This is a genomic window from Hymenobacter siberiensis, from assembly GCF_018967865.2.
In the GTDB taxonomy this organism is placed as follows: domain Bacteria; phylum Bacteroidota; class Bacteroidia; order Cytophagales; family Hymenobacteraceae; genus Hymenobacter; species Hymenobacter siberiensis.
The window spans coordinates 359,311-384,686 of sequence record NZ_JAHLZY020000001.1 but is presented as its reverse complement, the minus strand read 5'-3'; the positions used below and the strand labels follow the sequence as shown (position 1 = coordinate 384,686).

The 25,376-nt window shown below is 64.0% G+C and carries 17 protein-coding genes; 6 read left to right on the top strand and 11 right to left on the bottom strand.

Features of this window, described 5'->3' with window-relative positions; all coding sequences use genetic code 11:
• Nucleotides 1-279: 279 nt before the first annotated feature.
• The gene (locus tag KQ659_RS01600) at nucleotides 280-8,460 is read left to right on the top strand and encodes a beta strand repeat-containing protein (RefSeq protein WP_216690397.1); all 8,181 of its coding nucleotides are present in this window, start codon (nucleotides 280-282) and stop codon (nucleotides 8,458-8,460) included.
• Nucleotides 8,461-8,544: 84 nt separating this feature from the next.
• On the opposite strand, the gene sdaAA is transcribed toward KQ659_RS01600, so the two are convergent.
• The 3 genes from sdaAA to KQ659_RS01585 all read right to left on the bottom strand — a co-directional run bounded on the left by sdaAA (nucleotide 8,545) and on the right by KQ659_RS01585 (nucleotide 10,736).
• On the bottom strand, nucleotides 8,545-9,447 hold the full coding sequence (gene sdaAA / locus KQ659_RS01595; protein WP_216679099.1) for an L-serine ammonia-lyase, iron-sulfur-dependent, subunit alpha: 903 nt from the start codon (nucleotides 9,445-9,447) through the stop codon (nucleotides 8,545-8,547).
• A 102-nt stretch (nucleotides 9,448-9,549) separates the two neighbouring features.
• A complete protein-coding gene (gene msrB / locus KQ659_RS01590; RefSeq protein WP_216679100.1) occupies nucleotides 9,550-10,017 on the bottom strand; it encodes a peptide-methionine (R)-S-oxide reductase MsrB in 468 nt (155 codons plus the stop codon).
• Between the two features lie 122 nt (nucleotides 10,018-10,139).
• Nucleotides 10,140-10,736 (bottom strand): RBBP9/YdeN family alpha/beta hydrolase, encoded by a 597-nt coding sequence (locus KQ659_RS01585; protein ID WP_262905467.1) that lies wholly within the window; start codon nucleotides 10,734-10,736, stop codon nucleotides 10,140-10,142.
• Here KQ659_RS01585 and KQ659_RS01580 point away from each other — a divergent pair.
• Nucleotides 10,713-12,242 carry an NAD(P)H-hydrate dehydratase gene (locus tag KQ659_RS01580; RefSeq protein ID WP_216690399.1) on the top strand — a complete coding sequence of 510 codons (1,530 nt, stop codon included), beginning with the start codon at nucleotides 10,713-10,715 and terminating at the stop codon, nucleotides 12,240-12,242. The genes KQ659_RS01585 and KQ659_RS01580 overlap by 24 nt on opposite strands.
• Nucleotides 12,243-12,297: 55 nt before the next feature.
• Here the strand turns inward: KQ659_RS01580 and KQ659_RS01575 are convergent, their stop codons facing one another.
• From KQ659_RS01575 to pafA, 3 genes are all read right to left on the bottom strand, one after another.
• Nucleotides 12,298-13,182 (bottom strand): UbiA prenyltransferase family protein, encoded by an 885-nt coding sequence (locus KQ659_RS01575; protein ID WP_216679103.1) that lies wholly within the window; start codon nucleotides 13,180-13,182, stop codon nucleotides 12,298-12,300.
• Nucleotides 13,183-13,374: 192 nt separating this feature from the next.
• On the bottom strand, nucleotides 13,375-13,926 hold the full coding sequence (locus KQ659_RS01570) for an inorganic diphosphatase (RefSeq protein ID WP_216679104.1): 552 nt from the start codon (nucleotides 13,924-13,926) through the stop codon (nucleotides 13,375-13,377).
• Nucleotides 13,927-14,058: 132 nt separating this feature from the next.
• The gene (gene pafA, locus KQ659_RS01565) at nucleotides 14,059-15,765 is read right to left on the bottom strand and encodes an alkaline phosphatase PafA (protein ID WP_216679105.1); all 1,707 of its coding nucleotides are present in this window, start codon (nucleotides 15,763-15,765) and stop codon (nucleotides 14,059-14,061) included.
• A gap of 69 nt (nucleotides 15,766-15,834) precedes the next feature.
• Between pafA and KQ659_RS01560 the strand changes: the two genes are divergently transcribed.
• From KQ659_RS01560 to KQ659_RS01545, 4 genes are all read left to right on the top strand, one after another.
• Complete coding sequence (locus KQ659_RS01560; RefSeq protein ID WP_216690400.1) at nucleotides 15,835-16,002, top strand: HAD family hydrolase; 168 nt, start codon at nucleotides 15,835-15,837, stop codon at nucleotides 16,000-16,002.
• A 60-nt stretch (nucleotides 16,003-16,062) separates the two neighbouring features.
• Nucleotides 16,063-16,230 (top strand): HAD family hydrolase, encoded by a 168-nt coding sequence (locus tag KQ659_RS01555; protein ID WP_216690401.1) that lies wholly within the window; start codon nucleotides 16,063-16,065, stop codon nucleotides 16,228-16,230.
• Nucleotides 16,231-16,251: 21 nt separating this feature from the next.
• Nucleotides 16,252-16,590 (top strand): HAD family hydrolase, encoded by a 339-nt coding sequence (locus tag KQ659_RS01550; protein ID WP_226930081.1) that lies wholly within the window; start codon nucleotides 16,252-16,254, stop codon nucleotides 16,588-16,590.
• 146 nt (nucleotides 16,591-16,736) lie between these two features.
• Entirely contained in the window at nucleotides 16,737-17,210 is a 474-nt protein-coding gene (locus tag KQ659_RS01545; protein WP_216679109.1) for a hypothetical protein, read from the top strand.
• A gap of 297 nt (nucleotides 17,211-17,507) precedes the next feature.
• Here KQ659_RS01545 and KQ659_RS21715 read toward each other — a convergent pair whose 3' ends face one another.
• From KQ659_RS21715 to atpH, 5 genes are all read right to left on the bottom strand, one after another.
• Complete coding sequence (locus KQ659_RS21715; protein WP_456298718.1) at nucleotides 17,508-21,383, bottom strand: type IIG restriction enzyme/methyltransferase; 3,876 nt, start codon at nucleotides 21,381-21,383, stop codon at nucleotides 17,508-17,510.
• A 135-nt stretch (nucleotides 21,384-21,518) separates the two neighbouring features.
• Nucleotides 21,519-21,872 (bottom strand): T9SS type A sorting domain-containing protein, encoded by a 354-nt coding sequence (locus KQ659_RS01535; protein ID WP_216690404.1) that lies wholly within the window; start codon nucleotides 21,870-21,872, stop codon nucleotides 21,519-21,521.
• Between the two features lie 253 nt (nucleotides 21,873-22,125).
• Nucleotides 22,126-23,010 (bottom strand): ATP synthase F1 subunit gamma, encoded by an 885-nt coding sequence (atpG, locus tag KQ659_RS01530; RefSeq protein WP_216679112.1) that lies wholly within the window; start codon nucleotides 23,008-23,010, stop codon nucleotides 22,126-22,128.
• A 93-nt stretch (nucleotides 23,011-23,103) separates the two neighbouring features.
• Nucleotides 23,104-24,687 carry a F0F1 ATP synthase subunit alpha gene (gene atpA, locus KQ659_RS01525; protein WP_216679113.1) on the bottom strand — a complete coding sequence of 528 codons (1,584 nt, stop codon included), beginning with the start codon at nucleotides 24,685-24,687 and terminating at the stop codon, nucleotides 23,104-23,106.
• A gap of 84 nt (nucleotides 24,688-24,771) precedes the next feature.
• Nucleotides 24,772-25,332, bottom strand: coding sequence for an ATP synthase F1 subunit delta (gene atpH / locus KQ659_RS01520; protein ID WP_216679114.1), 561 nt, complete (start codon nucleotides 25,330-25,332; stop codon nucleotides 24,772-24,774).
• Nucleotides 25,333-25,376 lie beyond the last annotated feature (44 nt).

The following is a 25,376-nucleotide window of genomic DNA, read 5'->3' as shown; positions in this document are numbered from 1 at the left end:
TCCGGCAAGTAGTGCGGTGCCCGCGCAGGCGGGGTCTTAAGAACGACCATGCGCCGCCTAAAGGCTTGGTTTGAATATATTTTGCGCCTAAAAACCCGACTGACACAGCCGCAGAAGGGGTCTTGTATAATTTCTGCAACGAGGAGGACTACGCCCTGAACAATGATAATAGTCAGGAGCTGGAATATTGATTAATTTACGCCCCCATTTACTGGGCTTATTCCATTCTGTTTTTCATTTTCCCTAACCCTCTTCCCCAAACCCTATTTCCAAACCTCTATGCACACACCTTTTCTAAGCAATCGGCTGGGCCGGTGGCTGGCGGTGACGCTCCTGGCGCTGATGAGCGCCACGACGGCACGCGCCCAGCTCACGGGTACCAAGGCCATCCCGGCAGACTATGCCACCGTGGCCGCTGCCATCACGGCCCTCAACGCGCAGGGCGTGGGGGCGGGCGGCGTCACGTTCAACGTGCCGGCGGGCTATTCCGAAACGTTTGCCAGCCCCACTGCGGGCGCTATCACGGTTACCGGCACGGCGGCCAACCCCATTGTACTGCAGAAAAGCGGGACCGGGGCCAACCCCAAAATCACGGCCGGCGTGGGCACGACCACCAACCTCGACGCCATCATCAGCCTGTCGGGTTCCGACTATGTCACCATTGACGGCCTGGATGTAGCCGAGAACGCGGCTAACACCACGGCTACTACCCAAATGGAATTCGGCTACGCCCTGTTCCGGCCCTCGGCCACGGACGGGTGCCAGTTCAACACTATTCGCAACTGCGTGGTGACGCTGAACAAAACCAACACTGGCACTATCGGCATCTACGGAGCATCTTCTACGGCAGCTTCGGCGACGGCCGTGGCGGCAACCGCTACCAGCGGAGCCAATACCAGCAACCGGGTATATGGCAACGTGGTAACCAACTCGCTGACGGGCATCTACTTCGCGGCTTCGTCATCCACCACCACTGCCAACTACGACCAGAACAACGAAATTGGGGTAACGGCCGGCAACACCATTGGCAACTTTGGCGGCACGGCTACGAGTTACGCAGCGGGCGGCACTTACCAGAACGGCCTGAAAATATCGGGCAATACCATTAACAGTACGCTGAACTACACGTCGGCCACGGCCTCAACCCCGGTAGCAGCCAGCACGGTAACGAGCACGCTGCGTGGTATTTACACGCCCGCCGGCACTTCCTCGAACATTGACATTACCAACAATACCATTACCCTGGCCAGCGGCGCAACCTCATCGCAGATGTCGGGTATTGAGAACGGTACGGGGAGCACGGCCGCCGGCAATACGGTGAACATCACGGGTAATACCGTGACGAACTGTACGTATGCTACGGCTACCTCACCCACCATTTACTGCATCTACAACACGGCCTCGGCCGCGACGATAAACATCTCAAACAATACGGTAACTGCCAATAACATGGGCAGTGCAACCACGACCTCAGTCACCTTTTATGGGGTATATAACTTCGGGGCAGGCACGACGGTAAACCTGGGCTCGAACACGGTGACCAACAACACAACTGCCGGCAGCGGCACGGTGGCACTGGTGTACGGAGGCTCGCCGACGACGCTTAATGTGACTAATAACATCATCACCGGCAACACCAAAACGGGTGGGGCAACCACGTCGGGCAGCTTTTACTGTATTCAGGCGCTGACTACGGCGGCTACGGTGACGGGCAACACGGTGAATAACAACAGCATCATCACCGCGGGCACGGCTTCGGGCATTCTCTACGGATACTACAACCTGGGCTCGCCCACGGCCGAGACGGTTACCCAGAACACCTTTACCAACCTGACGGTAGGCGGCACCTCTACTTCCACGAGCCATGCGGTAGGGGGTATCAACAGCAACCCGGTATCCACGACGGTTAAAAATTTCAGCCAGAATACCCTTGGCAATCTGACGACTCCGGCCGGCGGCATTGCTTACGGCATTTACACCGCAACCGGGGCTACAGTTACGCTGAACCGCAACAAAATCTATGGCATTTCGGCGGGTACCAGCGGCGGGGTGGCTTATGGCCTCTTCATTGTGTCGGGCACGACCGTTACGGCCAGCAACAACCTGATTGGCGATATTACGGCCCCGGCCAGCACCAGCCTGCTGGGCGTGGCGGGCCTGTACGTGGGCGGCGGCACCACCATCAATGCCTATTACAATACCATTCAACTCAATGCCAACAGCACGGGCGCCACGTTCGGCACGTCGGGTATCTACCTGAATTCGACCAGTGCTACCCTGGACCTGCGCAACAACATTGTGGTGAATAAAAGCGCGGCTATCGGCACGGGAGCCTACACGGCCGCCCTGCGCCGCGTGAGCGGCACGGCGGGCACGGCTCCGGCCAACTACGCCACTACCTCGAACAACAACGCGCTGTATGCCGGCACGCCTTCGGCGACGAACCTGATTTACGTGGAGGGCACCACCACGGCCACCAACGCCCAGCAAACCCTGGCCGCCTACAAGGCCTTTCTGGCGACGCGTGACCAGAGCACCGTGACCGAAGATGTGCCGTTTATCAGCACCACGGGCACGGCGGCTACCTTCCTGCACATCAGCCCCAGCGTGGCCACGCAGGTTGAGAGCGGCGGCGCGGCCGTGAGCGGCATCACCACCGACTTCGATGGCGACACGCGCAACGCCACCACCCCCGACATTGGGGCCGATGAGGGCACCTTTACCCCCAACGACCAAATCCCGCCGAGCATCACCTTCACCGCACTGGGCAACACCAGCGGCACAGGCGACCGTACCCTCACGGTAACCATTACCGACCCCAGCGGCGTGGCCACGGGCACCGGAGCGCCGCGCATCTACTACCGCAGCGGCACCAGCAGCGCGTACTTCAGCGCGCTGGCTACCTCGGTTTCGGGCAGCACCTACACCTTCACAATTAGCTACGCCAACATTGGGGGCACGCCCGCTCCGGGCACCACCATTCAGTACTACGTAGCGGCGCAGGATGCCAGCGCCGGCAACAACGTGGGCACCAGCCCCACCGGCGGCTCGGGCATTAACCCGCCCGGCAGCACGGCCCCGGCTACGCCCAACTCGTATCAGATTCTGAATGTGCTGAGCGGCACGTACTACGTGACGGGCACCGTGGGCTCGTCGCCGGCTCCGGCCAAGGAGTTTGCTACCCTCACGGCGGCGGCGGCAGCCTACAACGCCAATGGCCCGAGCGGCCCGGTCAGCTTTGTGCTGCTCGATGCCAGCTACAGCACGGCCGAAACCTTCCCCATCGCCTTCGGCAACAACCCCGATGCCAGCGCGGCCAATACCCTGACCATCAGCCCGGGCACGGGGGTAAATACCACCATTGGCTCGACCGTGTCGGGCCTGGCTTTCGTGGCCTCGCGCTATATTATTGTCGACGGCTCGAACGTGGCCGGCGGCACTACCCGCAACCTCACGGTGAGCACCAGCAGCACCACGGCCAACAGCTACGTGGTGGGCCTGCTAAGCACAACTACCGGGCCGGGCAACCAGTTCGTCACCGTGCGCAACGTCAATATTGTGGGCGGCAGCAACACTGCGGCCACGTTTGGCCTGTACGTGGGCAACGGCCCCGACAACGACAATGTGACGCTGACCAACAACAGCATTCAGGGTACCTACTACGGTATCTACGCCTTTGGCTCGGCCCCCACGTCCGCCGGCGGCATGGATAACTTAGTGGTGAGCAACAACGTGGTGGGCCCGGCTACGGCCAGCGCCACGGCCAACATTGGCACCTGGGGCATGCTGGTTTCGAATGCCGTTGCTCCGGCCATTACCGGCAACGAAGTGCAGAACGTGAGCGGCGCCAATGCCAACAATGTGTACGGCATCTATCTGATAGACACCAAAAATGCTGTGGTGAGCGGCAACTCCCTCCACAACATTTCCTACACCGGCGCGAGCACCTACAAAGTGTGGGCTATTCACTCGCAGCAAACCAACCTCTCGACGGCCGCCAATCCCAGTGCCGTGCGCCTGAATAATAACCTGGTCTACAACATCAACTCTACTGCCGCCAGCTCGATCTGGAACACGGTCGGCATCAACCTGGGCGGCGGCTACGGCGACCAGATTGTGTACAACACCGTGTACCTGAGCGGGCAGCTGAGCGCGGCCTCGGGCACGGCTGGCTCGGCCGCTTTCGCCAACGGCAACCCCAGCGTGACGAGCGTAGCGACCAACATCGACGTGCGCAACAACATCTTCAGCATCATTGGCGGCACGGGCGGCACGGCTACCACGCCGCTGTATACCAGCTACACTTACGGTGCAAACTACACGGGCAGCACGCTCAACTACAACGACCTATACGTAACGGCCGGCACCACGGGCCTGCCCGTTATCGGCCGCCTCAACAACGTGGATGCCACTACGCTGGCCGACTGGCGCACTGCCACCTCCCTGGAGGCGCAGTCCATTAGCGTGGACCCGCAATTTGTGCAAACCACGACCCTCCCCTACGACCTGACTCCCGGCAATGTGGCCCTGAATAATGTCGGCACGCCCATCAGCGGCGTTACGGTAGACTTCCGCAACACTACCCGCGGCGCCCTGCCCGATATGGGTGCGTATGAGTTTACACCCTTAACCTCCGATCTGGCCCCGGTGGCGTTGGTGGCTCCGGCTACCAGCAGCACCTGCTACAGCCCCACCGAGGCCGTAAGCGTCAGCATTCGCAATGCCGGCACGGGCACGCTGAATTTCAGCCTGAACCCTGCTACCATCACGGTAGTGGTAACGCCACCCAGCGGCACCACCCAAACCCTGACCACGACCATCAACACGGGGACGCTGGCCAGCGGCACCGCTCAGACAGTAACCCTGCCCACCACGCTGAACATGACTGCCGTGGGCACGTACTCCTTTGCCATTACCGCTACGGTAACCGGCGACGGCAATACTTCCAACGACCAGCTCACGCCAGCGCCCACGCGCACGGTAGCGACCCCAGTAGCCGGTACCCTGGCGCCGGCCACTTCGGCAATCTGCATCAGTGGCACGGCTACGCTCACGCTTACGGGGGCGGCCAACGGCAGCATTCAGTATCAGCAGAGTGGCGATAACGTGACGTTTACGGACATCGCCGGCGCTAGCAGTGCCGTGTATACGACGCCCGTTATTTCGGCCACTACCTACTACCGCGCCCAGGTGCGCTGCAACACTGGTGTTGCGACCAGCAACGTCAGCACCATCACGGTGAACAACCCACAGGTAGCTACTACCAACACGCCGGTTAGCATCTGCTCGGGCAGCACGGCTACGCTCACGGCTACGGCTTCGGCGGGCAGCTTGGTGCGCTTCTTCGATATGGCAGCCGGCGGCACGGCCCTGGCTACGGCCAGCAGCTACACTACTCCGGCCCTCACGGCTTCGACTACCTACTATGCTGAAGCCTTCACGGGCAGCTCGGAAAACGTGGGCAAGCCCACCTCTATTCAGACTGCCGGTGGCTACAGCGGCAGCAACACCGGCCTCCTGTTCACAGCTACCGGGCCGGTAACTATCCAGTCGACCACGGTATACAACGCCACGGCCACCGCCGGTTCAATAAGCGTCGAGCTACGCGACAACGCCGGTGTTCTGATTGCCACCGCTGGTCCGTTTGCAGTCCCAGCGGGCAGCACTACATCCCTGATTCCGACTGTGCTGCCGCTGAACCTGGCAGTACCCGCCGCCGGCTCTTACCGCCTGGTAACGGCCAGCACGCCCACGCCACCCACGCTTTACCGTGAGAACAGCGGCAATAGCTTCCCTTACACGTCGCCAAGCGGTGCCGTGACCATTACAGGAGGCTACATCAGCGGCTCCAGCACTAGCTACTACTTCTTCTATAACATTGCCGTGAGCAGCGAGTGCGTCGGCGCAGCTGCCCGCACGGCCGTTCAGGTGAATGTGACCCAGCCGGCCACGGCCTCGTTCCCGAACACTACGGCCAGCACCTGTGGCACCTCGGCCTATCAGCTGGCTGGCACGGTGGGCGGTTCGGCCACGGGTGGCACCTATACCACCAGCGGCACGGGCACCTTCTCGCCCAATGCTACTACGCTGACCGCCAGCTACACGCCCTCGGCGGCTGACGTAACAGCCGGCTCGGTGACCATTACGCTGACCTCGGCGGGTTCGACGCCCTGCCCGGCTGCTACGGCCACCTTCACGCTGAGCATCAGCCCGGCTCCGGTAGCCAGCTTCAGCTACCCGGCTGCTACCACGTATTGCGCCGGCAGCACCAGCACCGTTGCGCCCACGCTGGGCACCGGCGCTTCGGCGGGCACGTTCACTTCCACCACGGGTCTGAGCATCAATGCCACCACCGGCGTTATCACGCTGGCTTCGTCCACGGCCGACACCTACACCGTAACCAACACGGTGGCCGCCAGCGGAACCTGCGCCGCCGTTTCGGCTACGACTTCGGTAACCATTGCTCCGGCTACTTCGGCGGCGTTTGCTTACGCCACGGGCACGTTCTGCGCCAGCGGCACCAACCCCACCGCTACGGTGACGGGCACGGCCGGCGGCACGTTCAGCTCCACCACGGGCCTGAGCCTGAATGCCAGCACGGGCGCCATCAACCTGAGCGCCTCAACCCTGGGCACCTACACCGTGACTTACACGGTGACCGGGGCCTGCGGCAGCTCGGCCACAGCTTCGGTGACCATCACGGCGGCTCCGGTTGCTACGTTCTCCTACCCGGCCGCTACCACGTATTGCGCCGGCAGCACCAGCACCGTTGCGCCCACGCTGGGCACCGGCGCTTCGGCGGGCACGTTCACTTCCACCACGGGCCTGAGCATTAACGCCACCACCGGCGTTATCATGCTCAGCACTTCCACGGCCGGCACCTACACCGTAACCAACTCGATTACGGCTTCGGGCTCGTGCGCGGCGGCTATGGCCACCACCACGGTGACCATCACGCCGGCCACCACGGCCACGTTCGCCTACTCGGGCGCGACGTTCTGCGCCAGCGGCACCAACCCCACCGCTACGGTGACAGGCACGGCCGGCGGCACGTTCAGCTCGACGCCGGGCCTGAGTCTGAATTCCAGCACGGGCGCCATCAACCTGAGCGCCTCGACCCTGGGCACCTACACCGTGACTTACACGGTGGCCGGCGCCTGCGGTAGCGCGGCCACAGCTTCGGTGACCATCACCGCCGGCCAAGTTGCTGCGTTCAGCTACGGCACGGCATCGACCTACTGCGTGAGCGGCACCACGGCTCCGGCCGCTGTACTGGGCACCGGTGCTTCGGCCGGTACGTTCTCATCGACTACGGGCCTGACGCTGAACGCCACCACCGGCGCGATTACCCTGGCCTCGTCCACGCCCGGCACCTATACCGTGACAAACACGGTGGCCGCTGCCGGCGGCTGCGCCACCGCCACGGCCACCACCACGGTGACCATCACGGCGGCTCCGACGGCCACGTTCAGCTACGGCACGGCATCGACCTACTGCGTGAGCGGCACCACGGCTCCGGCCGTTGTACTGGGCACGGGTGCTTCGGCCGGCACGTTCTCATCGACTACGGGCCTGACGCTAAACGCCACCACCGGCGCGATTACCCTGGCCTCGTCCACGCCCGGCACCTATACCGTGACCAACACAGTGGCCGCTGCCGGCGGCTGCGCCACCGCCACGGCCACCACCACGGTGACCATCACGGCGGCTCCGACGGCCACGTTCAGCTACGCTACTACCACGGGCTGCGCGGGTTCGACCACGGCCGTAACGCCCACGCTGGGCACCGGGGCCACGGCCGGCACCTACGCCTCGACCACCGGCCTGGTGATTAACGCCACCACCGGCGCGATTACCCTGGCGACCTCCACGGCCGGCACCTACACCGTGACCAACACGGTGGTCGCCGCCGGCGGCTGCGCCGCCGCCACGGCCACGGCCACCTTCACGGTGAACCCGCGCCCGGCCACGCCCACCCTCAGCGTGGTGTACAACGGGACCACGACGACGCTGACCTCCAGCGCCACGACCGGCAATCAGTTCTTCCTCAACGGCGTGGCCATTGCGGGCGCGACCGGCCAGACCTATGTGGTGAACGGCCTGCCCGCCCAGTACGGCTCCTACACCGTGGTGGTGACCAACACCAACGGCTGCACCTCCCTGCCCTCGACCCCGCTGGTTATCACGGCGGCCCGCAACGGCATTGCCGGGGCCAGCCTCCAGGTGTACCCCAACCCCACGCCCACGGGCCAGGTAACTCTGGAGCTGACCGGCTACCGCCTCGCCACCCAGCTCACGGTGCTTGACGCGCTGGGCCGGGTTATCCTCAGCGAGCTGCTACCGGCCAACACCGGTACCGCCACCCGCACCCTCGACCTGACGGGTGTGGCCACGGGCGTGTACCTGCTGCGCCTGCGCAACACCGACGGCGTGGAAACCCGCCGCCTGGTGCACGAGTAGCCACGATTAGGCTCGATACAAAAAAACCCACTGGCAATGCCAGTGGGTTTTTTTTGTGGTTTCTGGTTTCTGATTTCTGGTTACTCAGGCGTCCTCGTCGGGCAGGATGTTCACGTCCTGCACCAGCACCATCTTCTCGATTTCCTTGCCGCGCTTGGTGGCGGCCAGGCCGCCGAGGGCGGTTTCCTTGTAGCGGGTTTCCATGGCCTGGCCCACTTCGCCGAGGGCCGCAACGCACTGGTCGACGGGAATAACCGGGTCGATGCCGGCAATGGCAATCTGGGCCGACGAGAAGGCAATGGCCGCCGCCGAGGCGTTGCGCACCACGCAGGGCACTTCCACAAGGCCGGCCACGGGGTCGCATATCAACCCCAGCATGCACTGGATGGTGACGGCCACGGCGGCAAACACCTGCTCCACCGGCCCGCCCAGGCAGTACACAATGGCCCCGCTACCCATGGCGGCTGCCGAGCCAGTTTCGGCCTGGCAGCCGCCCACGGCCCCGGCCAGCGAGGCATTCTGCTCGATGATGAGGGCAATACCGGCCGCTACGAGCAGACCCTCCAGAATCTGGCGGTCACTCAGCTTGTGCAAATCCTGGATGGTAACGAGCACGCCGGGCAAAATGCCCGAGGCCCCGGCGGTGGGCGCGGCCACCACGCGGCCCATGCAGGAGTTTACCTCCTTGGCCCCCAAAGCACGGGTGATAAGCTGCTTGAATTCGGGCGAGAGCACGGTGACGGGCGAGGCGGCAATCTTCTTGGCCCCGTTGTTTATCATGCCCGAGCGCGAGGTCATGTCGCCGGTCAAGCCTTCCTTCACGGCGTCGCGCATCACGTCGTAGGCCCGTTGCAGGCCGGTCCAGATTTCTTCTTCGGTGCGGCCCTTCTGCTCGATTTCGTAGGCGAGGACGGGCTGGTAGAGAAGTTCGCCGGTTTCGGCGCAGTGCGCGCCCCAAGAGGCAAAATCATTAAATAGCAAAGACATGGCGGGTGGGATTGAGGCGGGAAGTGAGCTATAAACGCAAAGCCCCGGCCGAAGGTGTCTTCGACCGGGGCTTAAAGCTACGGGATTGGCGCAAGGTGGCGGCTACGCGGCGGGTTGCTGGGCGGGCTCCTGCTGCACCAGCTTCACGCTGGCCGAGTTGATGCACAGGCGCAGGCCGCTGGGCGCGGGGCCGTCGGGAAAGGCATGACCCTGGTGGGCATCGCACACATTACAAAGCACTTCAATACGGGTCATGCCGTAGCTGGTGTCTTTCTTGTAGCGGATGGCGCTTTCCTCCACGGGCTGCGTGAACGAAGGCCAGCCGGTGCCGGATTCGAACTTCGTGCGGGAGTCGTAGAGCGGCGTGCCGCAGCACACGCAGGCGTAGAGGCCAGCTTCGTGGGCCTCGCAGTACTCGCCGGTGAAGGCGCGCTCGGTGCCGTGCTCACGCGTGACGTGGAACTGCTCGGCCGTGAGCAGGGCGCGCCACTCGGCGGGCGTTTTATCCACGCGGCGCGGCGAAGGAGTAGGATGGTTGGCGAGGCGGATAACGTCGTTCCAGGTTTGCATATCGGGATTGTGAGGTAAGCTTTAGCTTGCCGGATGAGTTCGGCAACAAGGGAGTTAATAAAACGCGGCCGGGCCCGGGAGGTTTTCAGCGGCCTTGGTCAGACGCTATTTCACCCCGTTCCTTACAGCAACGACTCCAGCAGCGCCAGCCCGGCCGGCCAGTCGCCGTAGCCGCTGGCGGTGTTGATGTGGCCGGCCTCGCCGATATCGACCAGCTCGCTGCCCCAGACCTCGGCAAACTGCCGGGCGCGGGCGGGCGTGGCCCAATCATCGTTCTGGCTGAACACCACTTTGCTGGGAAAAGGCAGCCGGGCCAGCGGCATCGGGGCGAAGCCGGTGGTGGGAAAGGCGGCGTAACGGGCGGTTTCCACGTCGCTGGGGGCCACCAGCAGCGCACCTTTGATGCGGTGGCCGTACTGGCCGGCCCAGTGTGCGATGGTGGCGCAGCCCAGGCTGTGGGCCACCAGCACCACCTGGCTCAGGTCTTCGCCGTCGAGGGCATCTTCGAGGCGGGCGACCCATTCGGCGCGGTCGGGCACGTCCCATTCGCGTTGCTCAATTCGGGTAAAATCCGGCTGCGTACGTTCGAAATACGTTTGCCAATGGTCGGGGCCCGAGCTGCCGAGGCCGGGTACAATAAAGACGCGAGTGGTTTCTTGCATAACCAAAAGTAGCTTCCGGATTCCTTCTTCCCCATGAAAATTCTTTCCGCCGCCCAAACCCGTGCGCTCGACCAGGCCACCATTGCCGGGCAGGGCATCACCTCGGCGCAGCTGATGGAGCGCGCCGCCCAGGAGCTGCTGTTTTGGTTTTACGACCACTATGGCCACGGCCGGGTGCCCGCCGATACGCTGTTGCTCTGCGGCCCCGGCAACAACGGGGGCGACGGCCTGGCCCTGGCCCGCCTACTGCACGGGGCCAACTACGCCGTGCGCGTGGCCCTGCTGCCCGCCGACAGCTACTCGGCCGACTGGCAGCACAACCGCCAGCGCCTGCCCGCCGCCGTGCCGGTGGCCGAAATCAGCGCCGAAGCCCTGCCCGCTATTTCGGCCGATACCGTAGTGGTCGACGCCCTGTTTGGCACCGGCCTCAGCCGGCCGCTGGCGGGACTGGCCGCCGCCGTGGTGGCCCACCTCAATGCGGCCCGGGCCCGCGTGGTAGCCGTGGATATTCCCAGCGGCCTTTTCGCCGATGCGCCCCAGCCGGCCGCCAGCGCCGTGGTGCGGGCGCGGCACACCGTGAGCTTCGGCCTGCCCAAGCTGGCTTTCCTGCTGCCGCAGAATGCCGAATTCGTGGGCGAATGGGAGGTGGAGGACATCGACCTGAGCCCACAGTTTATCGCCAATACCGCCACGCCCTGGCACTATACCAATGCCGCCGCCGTGGCTGGCCAGCTACCAACGCGCCCCAAATTCAGCCACAAGGGCACCTTTGGGCACGCGCTGCTGCTGGCCGGCAGCCGGGGCAAGATGGGCGCGGCCGTGCTGGCAGCGGGCGCGTGCCTGCGCAGCGGCGTGGGCCTGCTCACGGCCCACATTCCCGGCTGCGGCTACGACATTTTCCAAATCAGCCAGCCCGAGGCCATGTGCCTGACCGATGCGCAGGCCAATTTTATCAGCGAGCTACCGGAATTGCAACCCTACCAGGCCGTGGGCATCGGCCCGGGCCTGGGGCAGGATGCGGCCAGCCTCGCCGTGCTGCGCCAACTGCTGGAAGCGGCCGCCAAGCCACTCGGAAAAACCGGCCAGCCCCTCCCCCTCGTCATCGACGCCGACGCGCTGAACCTGCTCGGCAGCCACCGCGAACTGCTGAACCTGCTGCCCGAAAACACGGTGCTCACCCCTCACCCCAAGGAGTTCGAGCGCCTTACCGAGCCCACCCGCGACGACTACCACCGGCTGGAGCTGCTGCACGATTTCGCCACCAGATACCGCTGCCTGGTGGTGCTGAAAGGGGCCTACACCTGCCTGGCCACGCCCAGCGGCGAGCTGCACTTCAACAGCACCGGCAACGCCGGCATGGCCACCGGCGGCAGCGGCGATGTGCTCACGGGCGTGCTGCTGGCCCTACGCTCCCACGCCCAATTGCCGGCATTCGAGGCGGTGCGGCTGGGCGTGTACGCCCACGGCCGGGCCGGCGACAGGGCCGCCGCGCAAACCGGCCAGGCCGGGCTGGTAGCCAGCGACATTGTGCGGCACATGGGCCCGGCGCTGGCCGAGGTGTAGCGCCTGCTTTAGCTGGTGCATCGTTGTGCGGTCCTGGCGGAAGCTGAAGCAGGTGCTACTTCCCCACTAGGTACAGCACGGCGGGCACCAGCAGCACGCCATCGGCCAGCAGGGCGTAGAAGTAGTCGGAGCGCCGCTCCTCGGCCAGCAGAATTACGGCCGCCGCCGCCAGCCCCGTGAGCCCCAGCCCCAGCGGCGGCACGCCGCGCTCGAAGCCCAGCAGCATGGCCCCGGCCAGGAAGGCCAGCGCCACGGCCCGCGCGCCGGCCACGCCCAGCACCACCGGGAAAGTTTGGGTGCCGGCCGCCCGGTCGCGGCTCAGGTCGCGGATATCGAACACAATGGTGAGGGCCAGTACCAGGCAGAAGCGTTGCGCCAACAGCCCCAGCACCTCGGCCAGCGGGCGGTGCTGGGCCAGCGCGGGCAGTCCCACCGTGATGGCCGACCACACGCCGGCAATCAGAAAGCCCTTTAGCAGCGGCACTTCGCGCAGGGCCCGGCGCTGCCCCTGCCAGCGCACCAGCGGCCACGAGTACACCAACGCCAGCAGCGTGAGGGGCAGCAGCGCCGGCAGGTAGCGCCACCAGCCATCGACCAGGAAAAGGTAGCCGGCCGCCAGGGCCGCCGCGCCGGCCAGCCCCGCCAGCAGCTGGCGGTGCCGCTGCTGCCAGGCCTTGCGCCCCGAGCCGGCGGCCGGCTGCCGGTGCTTGAAGGGCAGCACGGCATCGAGGTTATACACCAGGAGAGTGGCGGAAAACACCAGTGCCACCACCCGGCCGTTCACGCCGCCATCGGCGGCTGGCCAGCGCCGGAACGAGGCCGCCGTTTGGGCCGCCGCCGCGCCGGCCAGCCACACGCTGCTAAACAGCATGGCATCGAGGACCCGCCGCCACAGGCGGGGGCCGGCCCCGGGGGCAGCGACGGAAACGGAAGCATCCACGGAGCGAAGGTAGAAGGCGGGGCCCGTTGGGTGGGCCTGAAACGCGAACCCCAAAATTTCCTTTCGGCCCGCCAGAACGAAATCGGTCGAATCGTTCTGGCGGGCCGAAAGAAAATTTCGGGGCCTGTGTCCGGTTGCGCTATCGCGCGAACGTTCAGTTCGCGCGATAGCGCAGCGATTCCGAAACGGCGATTACGCCTTGCGGTCGCCGAACGTCTCTTCGTAGAGCTTGATGCTGTCGTTGATGATGCGGTAGGCATCTTCCTTGCCCATGAAGCGCTCCACGGTAACGTGCTTGTTGTGCTCCAGGGCCTTGTAGTCCTCGAAGAAGCGGCGCATTTCGAGCAGCGTGTGGGGCGGCAGGTCGGAGATGTCGTTGTAGTGGTTCACCGAAATGTCGTGGGCAGCTACGGCGATGATTTTATCATCTTCCTCGTTCTGGTCCACCATCTGCATTACGCCGATGACCTTGGCCTCCACCAGGCACATGGGCACGATGTCAACCGAGCAGAGCACCAGAATATCCAGCGGGTCTTTGTCGTCGCAATAGGTTTGCGGAATGAAGCCGTAGGCGGCCGGGTAGTGCACGGCCGAGAACAGCACGCGGTCGAGCTTCAGCAGGCCGCTTTCCTTGTCGAGCTCGTACTTGCCTTTGCTGCCTTTGGGAATTTCGATGATGGACTGGACGACGGTAGGAGTTTCGTCGCCGCGCGACACGTCGTGCCAGGGGTTGAAGTGGGTCATATTCAGGGAAAGCAGCCGCCTATCTGACGGCCAAGGACAAAATTACAAGCGGATGGGGGAGTTTGTTAATAAAAATGTAGCGTGGACTCTGCGAGTCCGCGCGTGAGCGCAGCGAGCAGACGGGAACTACGGTTACCTTCCCAGCACCTCGCGCAGCGGCACCCCCGAGCAGCCGCTGGGCTCCTGAATGTGCAGAAACTGCGCGATGGTGGGCGCGATGTCAATGGTGTGCACCGCAGCCGATGACTCGCCATGCTTCACGCCCCAACCCCAGAACAGCAGCGGCACATGCGTATCGTAGGCGCCGGCCGAGCCGTGGGTGGTGCCTTTCACTACGGGATAGGCGTAGGCTTCGAGCCAGCCGGGGGCCAGCACGGTGAGCACATCGCCGGAGCGCGGGGCGTAGAAACCGTTTTCCTGGTACATGCCCAGGCCCTCGCTCCAGTGGGCGCGCTGCAGGTCGAGGGCGGTGAGAGCCTGCGTGACGCCGGGCAGGGTGAGCAGGGCGGCGGCCACGTCCTGCTGGGCTTTGCCGAGGTCAATATTCTTCTTTTTGAGCAGCGGGCGGTTGAGGTACACCTGCTGGTTTTCGTAGCTGAGCACCCACTGGCCGGCGCCGTACTGGCGGGTGAGGGCGCGCTGCACCGAGTCGCGGATAACGGACGGCCCTACGCCGCCGCCGGGCAGCCGGTGGGCCTGCGAGAAGCCCACGGCATGGGCCGCCGCGTGGTCGGCAGTGAGGAAAACGAGGGTCTGGCCCCGGCCCACCTGCTTGTCGAGGGCCTCAAACAGGCGGGCCAGCTCGCGGTCGAGGCGCAGGTAGGTGTCCTCAGCTTCGATGGAGTTGGGGCCGAACTGGTGGCCCACGTAGTCGGTGCTGCTGTAGCTCAGGGCCAGGAAATCGGTGATGCCGCGCTGGCCCATCTGCTCCTGGCGCAGGGTTTCGAGGGCGAAGTCGGTGGTCAGGCTGTTGCCGAAAGGCGTGCTGCGGATGAGGTCGAGGTTCTGGGTGGGCGGCTGGGGGTTCTTGCCATCGCCCGAGTTTTTGAGGACGGGCTGCACCGAGGCGGGGGCCCCGGCCGAGAGCACGGGCAAATCGTGCGGGAACACGGGCTTGCTTTCGCCCTTGAAAGCGGCTTCCCACGGCACGTCATCGGCCGAGCTTTCGGTGTAGCCGGTAATGGGCAGCAGCGTGTTCCAGGGCTTAGCCAGGTACTCGGCAGCGTGGCCAGCGGCGTTGAACTTCGTGACCCAATCGGGCAAAGTGGGCTGGTAGAAGGTGCTGCTGATGAAGGCGCCGTTGGTGCCGTCGTACCAGTAGGCGGCGGTGGCCGAGTGGCCGGCGGGCAGGATGCTGCCCCGGTCCTTCATGCTCACACCAATGGTTTTGGCCTGGAAATTCGTGGCCAGGCGCAGCTCGTCGGTGATGGTGGTACTGAGCATATAGCGCGGCGACATCTGGCCGGCGGCCGCCGTGCCGCCCACGGCCTGCACGGTCTTGTCCTCGGTCACGTAGGTTTCGCGGCCTTCCTCGCGCACCCACCAGTTGTTGCCGATGATGCCGTGCACGGCCGGCGTGGTGCCGGTGTACACGCTGGCGTGGCCGGGGCCGGTGTAGGTGGGCACGTAGTTGTAGTGGCAGCTTTCGTAGCTAAAGCCCTCGCCCAGCAAGCGCCGGAAGCCGCCGGCCGGGTACTTGCTCCAGTAGCGGTAAATGTAGTCGTAGCGCATCTGGTCGACCACGATGCCCACCACCAGCCTGGGGCGGGCCACGGGGTCTTCGGGTTTGGCGGCCAGCGTGGGCAAGGCCAGGAAAGCTAAGGCAAGAAGTTTCTTCATGAAATGGCAATTGAGCGAAAGCCCGGCAAAGATACCGCCGCGCTTGCCCCGCCGTGCGTACGCCAGGTTATGAAACCAGCCCTCCTCTTCGACATGGACGGCGTGCTCGTCGACAACACGCCTGTGCAGGCCCGCGCCTTCCAGCTGCTCTTCCGCGACCTGGGCCTCACAACCCAAGCCCGGCCCCTGCTCAAACGCCTCAACGGCATGCCCGCCGACGATATTGAAGCTATTTAGAAAGCGTAGAGACGCAAATATGCGTCTCTACGCTTTCTAAATAGCTTTATTATCCAACGCGTGTTCCGGCACCCCATCCCCAAAAAGCAGCGCGACAGCTACGCCGAGCAGCGCGAGCTCCTCTACCGCACCCTGTACCGGAGCAAGCGCCGCGCCCTGCCCGGCCTCGTTGATTTCCTGCAAGCGGCCCGCGATGAGGGCTTTAAAATCGGCCTCGGCACCGGCTAGGGCGGCCCCACGCTCAGCTACATCCTCGACCACCTCGACCTGCGCTGCTATTTTGACGTGGTCGCCGGCAAAGACGACGTGCCCCGGGGCAAGCCCCACCCCGACACCTATTCCCGCACCGCCGCCCGGCTGGGCGTGCAGCCGGAAGACTGCATCGTGTTCGAAGATGCCGTGCTCGGCGAGCAGGCCGCCTACCGCGCTGGTATGCGCTGCGTGGCCGTGGCCACCACGCTGGCGGCGAAAGATTTCCAGGCCCCGCTCACCGTCATCAAGGATTTCACGGGCTTCACGCCCGAGCACTTGCTGGAGCTGCTGGCGCAGCAGCCCGCAGCTCCGAAAGCCCGGAAAGGACGCGGGTAGTCATGCAACGGGGCGCCTCACCCCGTTGAACGACAGCACATCCCACATTTTATCCCCACCTTTCCGACGCGGGCCGCGTGGCCCGCCCGGGGCCCGGCAGCTGGGGCCGCCGGTTCTCTTTTTCCTACCTACCACTCATCTTTCCGATGTCTAATCAGATTACCGCTGCCATTCCCCCCGCCGAGCTGGCCAAGGCCCTCGACCACCTCAAGCAGGCTCGCGCCGTGCTCGCCCCCTACCTGCACGCCCTCACGCCGGACGAGCGCAAGAACCTGGCGAAAATGGGCGACAAATCCGTCGGCTTCATGGCCAAAATTCTCGATTACGCGGCCAACTCCCCCGCCTTCGTGCCCGCCTTCATCAGCTTCGACGAGCTGAAGCAGGACGTGGGCCTAGCCGCCGACCTGGCCCCCCTCGAACAGTTTGCCGCCCAGCTCGCCCTCGACCTCGGCAGCACCACCATGCTGGCCGGGGCCGAAGGCATGGCCCAGGCCTCGCCGGTTTACAAAAACATCAAGTTCCTGGCCGAGCAGAAGCAGCCCGGTGCCCAGGCCGCCTACGACGACCTGCGCCAGCGCTTCCCCGGCCGCCCCGCCAAAACCGTCCCGAGCAAGGCCTAACCCGCCCCGCCGCCCCTTTCCGCCGCGCTGCCCGGCCCCCTGCAAGCTCCGAACGGCTTTAAACCCGTTCGGAGCTTCTTTTTTGCCCCGCCCGCCCCCCCGAATCCCCTTCCGAACGCGCAAAAACCCGTTCGGAAGGGGATTTAACCCCCTCCGAACGGGTTTCGGGCCGCCCCACGCCGCCCGAAACCCGTTCGGAGGGGGATTAAACCCGCTTGGCACGGGTTTCGGGGCAGTCGGAGCGCGGACTTGTAGGCCGCGAGCCCCCTGATTCCCCTCGCGGACTAAAAGTCCGCGCTACAGCGCGCCGCCCGCCGCCGGCAGCGCCACCCCATACAGGGCGGCCACGGCGGCATCAACGGCCGCTTCGGGCGCGGTGGTGTCGGCGGTAGGGTCGGCGGCTTTGGCGTCCAGAATCTGCTGCACCAGCGCGGCAATGGCCGCCTGCTCGGCCGGCGTGGCGGCGGGGATGGGGAGCTGCTCCACGTATTGCTTGAAGAAACGCAAGTACCCGCCGCGAATCGAAGCCGACAGACTCCGAAAATACACGTCTATCAAACTAGAGTTAAGGACACCTAATAAAAACAAGTCGTCAATAGGCAGAAAGTAGCCCGTATTCGCTAAACAGGCTCCGCTTACATCAAGCGTGAATGACAAGATGGGCGCTATATCGGGAAAGCAGATTTTGGGCTTCTCAAATTCCTGCCAATACTCGATGCTGTCTTGCACCTCATACCATTTGTAAGTACCGGGTTTCCGCCCTGGCCATTCGGCAGCGGCTTTGTCACTGAGATGCTTCGGGCGCGGCTCAAGCTGCTTTCGAAACTGCTCAAGATGAGCCATTACTGCCGGGTACTTTTCAGGGTCGATGCCCCGGCGCATGAATAACAGATACTTCTCTGTCTTGGATTGCTGGTATCTCTTCACATCCCGACCTGCCAAGAAGGGTTTTATAATATCGGCTGAATTAGGGTCAGCTTTAATCAAAGCATTCCGCGTGGAAGCACTCACTACAAAGGCTTCATTGTAGCCTGTTTTAATACCGTAGTAGATTGTGCCGTTGGCGTACTCACCCAATGGATTACCCGCAGCACGTAGTTTGTCCAGTAAATCTTGGGAGTCAGCATCAGCCAAGTTCCATCCATCAGCCTTCAAAGAGGATTGTGGAATGGCGCGAGCGACACTTATAACCGAGGCGGCAAAGTCAGGGAGCAGCTTCAGTATCTCAGCGGCGCGGAAGGTGCTTTCCGCAGCGGGCGCATCCTGACGCAGGGCCACGATGGCGGGGTAGGTGGTGGCTTCGGGGAATACGGGCAAGTCGCCGAAGTCCACGAACTCCAATAGGGTTTGGGAGCTGGCCAACCAGCCGCGCAGCGCGGCCCCGTAGCCGGCCCGCAGCCACTTGTTGGGCACAATGTAGGACAGTTCGCCGCCGGGGGCCAGCAGTTCGGCCCCCAGCTGCAGGAAGTACACGTAGAGGTCGGCCGTGCCGGCGAAGACGTGGCCGAAGCGCTGTTTCAGGTGCGGCTTCAGCTCCTTAAAGGCTTCCTGCCGGATGTACGGCGGGTTGCCCATCACCACATCGAAGCCACGAAAGGCGCCGGCCTCGTCGAGCACCTCGGGAAACTCGAAGCGCCACTCGAAAGCCTCGCGGAAGATGGCGCCCTGCTCGTGGGCCTGGATTTCGGCATCGAGCTTGTCGGCCAGCAGTTCCAGGCGGCGCATGTCGAAGTGCCGGGCGTCCTGCTCCTTCTTGCTGCCGGCGAAGAGCGAGCCCTGGGTTTCGAGCACCAGCCGCTCGTTGCGGTATTTGCGCAGCGCCTCCCGCTTCTTGTCCTTGAGGTGCAGCACGGCCGTGAACTGCTCCTTGATTTGCTGCAGAAACCCCAGCAGCTTGCTCTTGTCCTCGCGCCCCCGGCTGCCGAAGTATTCGTGGGCGGCCTCCTTGTATTTTTTCAGCGTGAAGCCGCCCTTCTTAAACACGTCGGTCAGGTCCACATCCAGCGCGAAGCGGGCCAGCAGCGAGTTGCCGGTTTTCACGTTCAGGTCGAGGTTGGGCAGGGTTTCGAGCTCCCGGAAGTCGGTTTCGGGCTTGTAGTAGGCGTGTTTCAGCAGCTCAATCCAGAGGCGCAGCCGGCAGATGCGGACGGAGTTGGGGTTGAGGTCCACCCCGAACAGGGCGTGCTCCATCAGGGCGCGCTTCTCCCGAAACAGGGCCTTTTGCAGGCGGGTACGCTCGGGCCCCACGGTGCGGTGCCCGGTAGCGGCCTCGAAGCGGCCCACCCGGTAGGGGGCGGGCAGGCCGTCGGCATCGGTCACCAGCAGCTCGTCGTGCTCCACTTCCAGGGTATAGGGCAGGCGGGCGCCCTCGTCGTCGAGCAGCAGGCCCAGGCGGCCCTTCAGGGCCAGCAGCTCATTGAGGGCACTCACCAGGAAGTGGCCCGAGCCCACGGCCGGGTCCAGCACGGTGAGGGTGTTGAAGTGGGCCGCGTACTCCTGGCGGCGGGCGCGGCGGGCGGGCACCAGGGCATCCTGCAGGTCCTCCAGGGCCTGGCAGCCGGCCAGCTCCGGAAAGGCAGGCGCCTGGGCGAAGTGGCGCAGCACGGCGCGGCCCAGCGTCTGGCGGGCCATGTACATGGTCACGAAGCCGGGGGTGTAGAACGAGCCGTCGCGGTAGCCGTTTATCTTCTCGAACACCAGCCCCAGCACGGCGGCCGAGAGCAGCGGCCGGGGCGGTGCCCGGTGGGGCGCGGTGCCCGACCCACCGGGCACCGCCCCGGCCGCACCAGGGGCCGGCAGGGCCGCGTGGCTGGTGGTAGGGTCGGTGGCAAAGTCGTAGGCATCGAGAAAGTGCAGCAGGTAGGGCAGCGCGGCCCACTGGGGCGCGGCGCTGGTGTGGGCCTTGGCGGGGGGCACGGCCGGCGCGCCCGCCTTGCGCAGCACCGAGCCGGAGTAGGGCGCCAGCCCCAGCCCATTGCGCAGCCCGCTGATGTCGAAGGTCTGGCTTTCGAGCGGGCTGAGCTCGAAGAGGGAGGAGTTGAGGTAGGGCACTTCGGGGTAGGCGGCGCGCATTTCGGGGCTGCGCTCGGCCGGCGGCCGGTTCAGCACCTCAAAAAACAGGTTCAGCACGTCGTCGTAGTCGGCCAGGCGAACGGGCGTCAGGAAGCGGAAGTGGGCGGCATCGGCGGCATCGTGGTAGCGCACCAGCTGCCCCTCCAGCAGCTTCAGAAACAGGAGGCGGTTCACCCACACCAGGCACAGGGCCAGGGCCACTTCCTCCAGCTGGGCTTCCAGGGTGTCGCCGTAGGTGGGGCGCTCGGCGGCGGGCATGTTCTGCAAGCCCTGCCCGATGTGCAGCTTGCTGAGCGTGTTTTCGAGCAGCGAGCCGGGCTGGCGCTCGCCCACCGGGCAGCGGCCAATGCGGCGCAGGCCGCCCTGCTTGTCCTCCTTCAGCCCCACCAGGTACAGCAGCTCGTTGTAGAACTCCTGGTTGAGGGTGTTGGGGTCGCGTCGCCCCGTCAGGGGCTCCTTCAGCAGGTAGGCGGGGTGAAACAGGCGGTAGAGGGCCAGCAGGTCGGCGGGCTTGGTGGGCAGGCCGGGGCGCAGGTCCACGTAGGCCACGCGCAGCTCGCCGGCCAGCGCGGCCAACTGCTTGCCGGCAATGCTGTGGTAGAAAAAGGCGGTATCGGTGGCGGCCTTGGCGCCCGCCTTCCAGTCGCGGAAGGCCTTCACAAACGTCTTGTCACGGAAAAACAGGCGGTTGAAGTCGAGGGCATCGAATACGTACCACTCGTAGCCCGTCGTGATGATGAGGCGCTTGAAGTCGTCGGCCTTCTCGTCGGTGCGGTCTTCCAGGTAGTAGAGCAGCAGCTGCTGGAAAGCCTTGCGGTTGAGGTCGTCTGGGGCCAGCATCTCGCCGGGGTTCTTGGGGCCCTTCACCTCCAGCACCACCCCCACCGGCGAGTCGGCCGTGTCGCCGAGGTGCAGCACCAAGTCGCGCTTGCCGTTCACGTTGCCGTAGCGGCTGCCGCCCTCGGCGGGCCGGGTCACGCTGCGCAGGAAGTCGAGAATGTGGGTTTCGCCGTGCCGCTCAATCTTGGTGGGGTCGAGGTGGCGCAGCAGCTCGGCCAGGTGGCCGCGGAATTCGGCCAGCTGTTCGGGGGTGGGTCGCAGGCGGCGCAGGTGGGCAGTGGCCGCGTCGGGGTAAGCAGGCTGGGTAGAAGCATGGGGGCAAATGTAGGGCGGGGCGGGTGCGGGCCGATGCCCCGCGACCGCCCAGGGCGGTCGGGCCGGGGGCAGGCCTCGCCCCTACTCCACCTTCAGTGTGCGCATTACGCGCTGCTCCCCCGCCCGCACCTGCACCCGGTACAGGCCGGGCACGCGGCCCAGCAGCGGCACTTCGGCGGTGCCCCCGGCACCGGTCAGGCTCACGGGCTGCTCAAACACGGTGGCCCCGAGCGCATCAGTGAGCGTCACCGTGGCCGTATCGGCCCCCGGCACCGCCGGCACCTGCACCGTGGCCCGAATGTGCGCCGGGTTGGGGTACACGCTCACGTCCGTTAGCGGGGCCAGCGTTTGCGCGTGGGCAGCGGGTCCAAGCAGCTCAAGCAGCAACGGGGCCACCAACAGGCCCACATGGGGCGATAACACAATGCTTATCATAGCGTGGATAGGTTGGATAAAATAACGCCGGGACCACCGGCAATAAGCGCCATCATATCCTGGCATCAGACGCTCCGGGCTGAAATCATTGTTCGTCTGGGCACCGGCCCTGCCCGCCCCGCCGTCCTCGTCAGCCCTCCTTTCCCCATACTCAAGTGCTGAAGTGCTGAAGTGCGCGTTTACCGATTCCCCCTAAAAAAAAGGTCCCCTTCCAACGGAAGGGGACCTTTAAAATTGTGCAGGAAGCCAGAAATTACCCCGCCGCCAGCGCTTCAGCACCACCCACGATTTCGAGAATCTCGGTCGTGATGGCCGCCTGACGCGTCCGGTTATAAGTCAGCTTGAGGGCCTTGAGCAGCTCCCCGGCATTCTCGGTCGCCTTGTCCATGGCCGTCATGCGGGCACCGTGCTCCGAAGCATTACTTTCCAGCACCGCCTTGTAAAGCTGAATCTTGATGGACTGCGGAATCAGCGTCTGCACGATGTCCTCTTTCGAAGGCTCGAACAGGTAGTCCACATTCGACTCCGGCGTAGCCGTGACAGGCGCGGGCTCCTGCACCAGCGGCAACAGCTGCTGAGTGCGGATAATCTGCGTCGCCACGTTCCGGAACTCGTTGTATACCATCACCACCTCGTCGTAAGTGCCGTTGCGGAAACCATCCATGGCCACTTCTGCCGCCGCCCGCACCGTCTCGAAAGACAGCTTGGTGAAGACATGAGTATAGTCGCCCACCGTCTGGCCGCGACGGCCGTAGTAGTCATGCGCCTTCTTGCCAATGGCCATCACCGAAATGCTGGCCGCCGGCAGGTTGCCGTAGCGCGAAGCAATGGCTGCGTTCACGCCCTTAAACACGTTCGAGTTGAACGCGCCCGCCAGGCCCCGGTCCGAGGTAATGGCAATCACCAGCACCTTACGCACCTCCCGGGCCACGCCGTATTCGCTCACAATGTCGTCGTCGGCATTGCGCGTCAGGTTGGTCAGGATGGCGTTCAGCCGCTGGGCATAAGGCCGCATCCGGATAATGTTGTCCTGGGCACGGCGCAGCTTGGCCGCCGCCACCATTTTCATGGCTTTGGTAATCTGCTGCGTGCTGCTCACCGACTGAATGCGGCTACGGACTTCTTTTAAACTGGCCATTTGTAGAGTTAAGAGTTAGGAGTTAAGAGTGATGAGTTAGGAGCTAAGAACCACTAAGTGGCAACTCTTAACTCCTAACTCTTAACTTTTAACTTACTTCACCGCGTAGTTCGCCGACACGTCCTTCGCTACTTCGCGCATCGCCTTGGTGGCAGTATCGTCGAGCTTACCGGCTTTCAGAGCCTTCAGCACGTCGGGGTAGCGGGAGTTCATCACCTGACCAAATTCCTTCTCAAACTCACGCACGCGGTTCACGGGCACGTTGTCGAGGAGGCCGTTGGTGGCGGCGTAGATGATGGCCACCTGGTCCTCCACCTTCACGGGCGAGTACTGGGGCTGCTTCAGAATTTCGAGGTTGCGACGGCCGCGCTCGATGGTGAGCTTGGTCGAGGCATCGAGGTCGGAGCCGAACTTGGCGAAGGCTTCCAACTCGCGGAACTGGGCCTGGTCGAGCTTCAGCGTACCGGCCACTTTCTTCATCGACTTAATCTGGGCGTTACCACCCACGCGCGATACCGAGATACCCACGTTAATGGCCGGGCGCACGCCCGAGTTGAACAGGTTGGTCTCGAGGAAAATCTGGCCGTCCGTAATCGAAATCACGTTGGTCGGGATGTAGGCGGATACGTCGCCGGCCTGCGTCTCAATCAGGGGCAGGGCGGTCAGCGAACCGCCGCCTTTCACGAGGTGCTTGATGCTCTCGGGCAGGTCGTTCATGTTCTTCGCAATCTCGTCCGAAGAGTTGATTTTAGCGGCCCGCTCCAGCAAACGGCTGTGCAGATAGAACACGTCGCCGGGGTATGCCTCGCGGCCCGGAGGACGACGGAGCAGCAGCGACACCTCACGGTAAGCCACGGCCTGCTTCGACAAGTCATCGTAAACCACCAGGGCCGGACGACCCGTATCGCGGAAGAACTCACCAATAGCAGCACCCGTGAAGGGCGCGTAGAACTGCAGCGGAGCTGGGTCGGAAGCCGAAGCGGCCACCACCACGGTGTAGTCCATTGCACCGCCCTTGGTGAGGGCCTGCACTACCTGGGCCACCGTAGAAGCCTTCTGGCCGATGGCCACGTAGATGCAATACACCGGCTGGCCGGCCTCGAAGAACTCGCGCTGGTTGATGATGGTATCGATGGCCACGGCCGATTTGCCGGTCTGGCGGTCACCGATAATCAGCTCGCGCTGGCCACGGCCAATCGGAATCATCGCGTCAATCGACTTGATGCCGGTTTGCATCGGCTCGGTTACGGGCTGACGGAAGATTACGCCGGGAGCTTTGCGCTCCAGGGGCATCTCATACAGCTCGCCCGTTATGGGGCCCCGGCCGTCAATGGGCTGGCCCAGCGTGTTCACCACGCGGCCCACAATGCCCTCGCCCACTTTGATAGAGGCGATTTTCTTGGTGCGCTTCACCGTAGAGCCTTCCCGGATTTCCGAGTAGTCGCCCAGCATCACGGCACCCACGTTGTCTTCTTCCAGGTTGAGCACGAGGGCCTGCAGGCCGTTCTCAAACTCAATCAGCTCGCCGGCCTGGGCTTTGCTCAGGCCGTAGATGCGGGCCACGCCGTCGCCGACCTGCAATACGGTGCCGACTTCTTCCAGCTCGGCTTCCGACTTGAAATTGGACAATTGCTGCCGCAGGATTGCGGAGACTTCGTCCGGACGTACTTCTGCCATTTTTGGGGGGAATAAGGTATAGGGAATTCGGGATATGGGGTGGGGACGGCGGGAGCATGTCCCCTATCCCAACTTCCCTACACCCTACAGTTTTTGTTGGTAAGAATTTTCTTGCAGCGACGTGCGCAGCTTGCGCAGGCTGGTGCGCACGGAATCGTCAATCTGATTATCGCCCACCCGCAGCACGAAGCCACCGATAAGCTCGGGGTCAACTTTCTCGGTGAGCTGCACCTCGGTGAGGCCGGTCTGCTTGGTCACCAATGCCTGCATTTCGGCGCGGGCAGCCGGCGTGAGGGCCGTGGCCGACGTTACTTCGGCCGACTGAATGCCCTGCATGCTGTTGTACTGCGCCAGAAACTCCGGCCCAATCCCTTCAATCGCCGACTCGCGGTTTTTATTGGTCAGAATAGTGAAGAAGCGCAGGGTCATGTCCGATACCTTACCGCCGAAAATGGCGTTCAGGATGGCCAGTTTCTTGTCGTGCTTCACAATCGGATTGCGTAGCAGCAGGCGCAGGTCGCGGCTTTGGGCCATGGTCTTGCTCAGCAGGTCCATGTCCGCTTTCACTGCGCTCAGGGTGCCCATCTCCTTGCCCAAGTCGAGGAGCGACTTGGCGTAGCGGGCCGCTACTCGTTGGTCAGCCATATTATTTTGAGGTTGTCATGCTGAGCTGGCGAAGCATCTTATCA